4 protein-coding genes are annotated in these 4062 nt (G+C 71.9%); 2 read left to right on the plus strand and 2 right to left on the minus strand.

The genetic code is table 11. From position 1 onward, the window contains the following. Together ACTUAL_RS24050 and ACTUAL_RS24055 are read left to right on the plus strand one after the other, a co-directional pair. The coding region (locus tag ACTUAL_RS24050) for a N,N-dimethylformamidase beta subunit family domain-containing protein (protein WP_440901844.1) at positions 1-999 on the plus strand (999 nt) is incomplete at its 5' end. A 22-nt stretch (positions 1000-1021) separates the two neighbouring features. Next, complete coding sequence (locus ACTUAL_RS24055) at positions 1022-2449, plus strand: APC family permease (RefSeq protein WP_440901845.1); 1428 nt, start codon at positions 1022-1024, stop codon at positions 2447-2449. 94 nt (positions 2450-2543) lie between these two features. On the opposite strand, the gene ACTUAL_RS24060 is transcribed toward ACTUAL_RS24055, so the two are convergent. Next, positions 2544-3197: a response regulator transcription factor gene (locus ACTUAL_RS24060; protein WP_157767834.1), complete on the minus strand. Its 654-nt coding sequence runs from the start codon at positions 3195-3197 to the stop codon at positions 2544-2546. A 632-nt stretch (positions 3198-3829) separates the two neighbouring features. Then, positions 3830-4062: hypothetical protein (locus ACTUAL_RS24065; RefSeq protein WP_440901846.1), on the minus strand; the 233-nt coding region annotated here is incomplete at its 5' end.

A 4062-nucleotide genomic window follows, 5' to 3' on the forward strand; every position in this document is an offset into this window, starting at 1 on the left:
GTGGACAACCGGCTCAACAGCCTCTACGACCACCACTCGGACGGGTCCGGGGTCTGCTACTCCTCGCGCGCGCTGCCGATCGTCACCATGCGCCGGGAGTACGTGGAGCCCGCGCTGGACGGCGGTGAGGGCGGGCTGCACCAGTTCCCCGCCGACCTGGTGCTCGCGCGGTGGCTGCGCGACTCCGGGCACGAGTTCGACGTGGCCACCGACGAGGACCTGCACCGCGAGGGCGCGGACCTGCTGCGCCGCTACCGGGTCGTGCTCACCGGCACCCACCACGAGTACTGGTCCGAGCGGATGCTCGACTCGCTCCGGTCCTACCTGGACGGTGGCGGCAGGCTCGTGAACCTGACCGGCAACGGCTTCTACTGGGTCACCGAGCCGGACCCCGAGCGCGGGCACACGGTGGAGATCCGCCGCAAGGCCCCGTCCACCCGGATCTGGGAGTCCGCGCCCGGCGAGGGCGACCTGAGCTTCACCGGGACCCAGGGCGGGCTGTGGCGCTACCGCAACCGCACGCCGCAGTCCCTGGTCGGCGTCGGGTTCACCGCGCAGGGGCTGGGACCGGGCAGGCCCTACCACCGCACCCCGGAGTCGTTCGACCCGTCGGTGAAGTGGGTGTTCGAGGGGCTGGGCGACGACGAGCCGATCGGCGACCACCCCGGCCTCATCTGCGGGCACGGCGCGGCGGGCTTCGAGATCGACCGCGCCGACCACGCCCTCGGCACGCCCGCGCGGGCGGTGGTGCTGGCGTCGGCGACCGGGTTCTCCGACTCCTACCAGCACTGCAGCGAGGAGATCGGGGTGTCCGACTCCGGCCAGTCCGGCAGCGTCAACGCCGCGGTGCGCGCCGACATGGTGCTGGTCGACTACCCGAACGCGGGCGCGGTGTTCTCCGTCGGCTCCATCGCGTGGTGCGGCGCGCTGCCCCACAACGGGGGCGACAACACCGCCTCCAAGGTGACCCGGAACGTCCTGGCCCGCTTCCTGCGGTGACCGCTCTGCGAGGAGGTCAGTGGTGGTGTCGAGCAGCCAGTCCCGGCAGCTGAAGCAGTCCGCGGTCGGCACGGCGGGCATCGTCTTCCTGGTGGTGTCCGCCGCGGCCCCGCTCGGCGCCACCCTGGGCGCGGGCCCCGTCGCCGTCGCGGCGAGCGGGGTCGGCGCGCCGGGGCGGGTCGCGGTCGTGGCGGTGGTGCTGCTGCTGTTCGCGGTCGGCTACGCGGGCATGAGCGAGCACGTCACCGACGCGGGCGGCTTCACCGCGTTCGTCGCGCTGGGGATCGGCCCGCGCGCCGGGCAGGCCGCGGCGGGGGTGGCGCTGCTGGCGTACAACTGCCTGCTGGTGGGGATCACGGGCCAGTTCGGCGAGTTCGGCCACGACCTGCTGGCGCGGTGGGGCGTCGACGTGCCCTGGCAGCCGCTGGCGCTGGCCGCGCTGCTCGCGGTCGGCGTGCTGGGGTACCTGGAGCTCGACCTGTCGGCGCGGGTGCTGGGCGTGCTGATGGGTGCCGTGGTCCTCGTGCTGGTGGCGTTCGACCTCGCCGTGATCACCTCGGGCGGGGCCGAGGGCGTCAACGCCGACGCCTTCGCGCCGTCCGCGCTCGTCGCGGGCGCGCCGGGGGTGGCGCTGCTGTTCGCCTTCACCTGCTTCGTGGGCTTCGAGGCGGCCACGGTGTACGGCGAGGAGGCGCGCGAGCCCCGGCGCACCGTGCCGAGGGCGACCTACGCGTCCGTGGTGCTGATGGGGTTGTTCTACGCCACCACGACCTGGGCCGTGGGGCTGGCGCACGGGTCGGGCGCGGTGGCGGCGCGGGCGGCGGAGGACCCGGTCGGCTTCGTGACCGCCGTGACGACGCGCCACCTCGGCCAGGCCGCCACCGACGTGGTGCAGGTCCTGGTGGTGACGAGCGTCTTCGCGGTGCTGCTGGCGCTGCACAACACGCTGTCCCGCTACCTGTTCGCCCTGGGGCGCGGCGGCCTGCTGCCCGACGCCCTGGGGCGCACCCACCCCCGCTTCCGCAGCCCGCACCGGGCGAGCGCGACGCAGACCTGCGTGACGCTCCTGGTGCTGGGGGTGTTCACGGCCGCGGGGGTGCACCCGTTCACGCAGCTGTTCCCGTGGCTGGTGGGGGTGGGGACGCTGGCGCTGCTCGTGGTGCAGACCGGGGCGGCGCTGGCCGTGGTCGCCTTCTTCCGCCGCACTCCCGGTGGCGGGCGCTGGTCGACCCTCGTCGCCCCGCTGCTGGGGTTCGCGGGGCTGGCGGTGTTCACCGGTCTGGCGGTGGCGAACCTCGACCTGCTCACCGGTCTGACCGGACCTCCCGCCTACCTGCTGGCGCTGCTGATCCCGGCGGCGGCCTGCGCCACGCTGGCGTGCGGTCTGCGGCGCCGGGCGACCGCCGGGCCGGGCGTCCCCGCGGCGGGGTCCGCGCGCGCACGGGGCTGAGGGGGCGCTGCTGAGGGACCGGTGCTGAGGGGGGCGGGGGCCCGGCGTGGGGCCGTGCTGGCGCTGCACCGCGAGCACGGCGCCCCCGTCCCCCTCAGATGAGCCCGGAGCGGATCGCGTAGGACACGGCGTGCGTGCGGTTGCGCAGGTTCAGCCGCTTGATGAGGTTGTAGAAGACGTTCTTCACCGTCCGCTCCGAGTAGGCCAGCTCGCGGGCGATCTCCTCCAGGGTCATGCCGTCCGCCATCAGCCTGAGGATCTCGACCTCGCGGGCCTGGAGCCCCGACGACGTCAACCCCCTCGGCACCAGCACGTGCTCCTGCAACCGCTGCAGGTACTCCAGCAGGCCGGCCTGGATGGAGTTGGGGAAGTCCGCCTGCCCCTGGTGCGCGGTGCGGATGAGGCGGCGGAAGCGGTCGGGGGTGTACTCGTCGCGCCAGAGGACCCCGCGCACGCCGTGCTCGATGGCCGCCGCGTAGTCGAGGTACCAGGCGCTGCGGACGATGAGGCAGAACGTCGTGCCCGGTGTCCGGTGCTCGCGCATGAAGTCCAGCGTGGTCATGTCGACGTTGTCGACGGAGATCACCACCACGCCCTGAACGGGCTTGCCCGCGTCGAGCGGCACGAGCCTGAACTCCGCGGTGGAGCCGATCTCCTCGGCGAGGTGGGCGCGCGTGATCGGGTCCGCGGCGTGCACCGCGACGTCGATCGCGCCGACGTCGCGCTCCGTCGGCTGCTCCGGGATCATGATGCCGACTTCACCCGCGCCGGTGCGCGCCAGCGGGGACCGCGTGTGAGTCCTGCGCGCGTGGTTGCAGCTCGTCATAAGCTGACCCCGCCCCGGCACGTCCGCGGCGATTCGCCGTCGACTTCGGGAAGCGACACGAGAACTTCAGGTGTACGACGGGTCACACCTCTCCGACAAACCGCGATCCTGTGCCTGTTTACGCAACGTGGCCACACGTGCACCCTTCCCTCATACCGACAGCCGATCCGGCCGTTATCCGACTCATTCCAAGTTTTGCACAACCTTCGCCAAAGCGCGCAAACCCCAAAAAATCGGGCACCCGGCAGGGGGAAGTTCAGGCAGTCGGACTTCGGCCTGACCTCTGTGCGCGGCAGGTCGGGCGAACGCGCAGCCGCGCTGGTCATCAGCCGCCGCGCTTTTGGTTGCCGCAAGATTCGGGTCAAGTGGGGACCGAGTCAGGCCCGAGTTGCGCGCAGCGCGCCGGAACCGGGCAGAAAACGGGCAGTGCGCTCACAGCGTGCTCACCGGTTCGCTACCACGAGTGACATATTCCCCCTGCCGCTGCCGGGCCGGGCGGCGTTGGACGGACGAACGAGCGGAACCGGACGGCGACCCTCCACACCGAAGATCGACTACCGGAGGATCGGGCAGCGGACAAGGGTTTTTCGGGCACAAAACGCCACAAATCGCAAAAACTCCTGCTCAAGCGAGGACGGGCAGCCGCGCACCGCCCGCTTCCCGCCCGCACCGCGATCGCCCGACATGCAGCGACGATCACGATCGGAGCAAATCCGGTAAAAGAAGAAAAACCGAAAATGCATTACCAAGCAAAGCGGCCCGCTGTCAACAGACCAATCCACCGCCC

Source organism: Actinosynnema sp. (assembly GCF_052038725.1).

Excerpts from the sequence above, each read along its gene's own strand:
- ACTUAL_RS24060 (WP_157767834.1), bottom strand. The coding sequence starts at position 3,197 with ATGATCCCGGAGCAGCCGACGGAGCGCGACGTCGGCGCGATCGACGTC.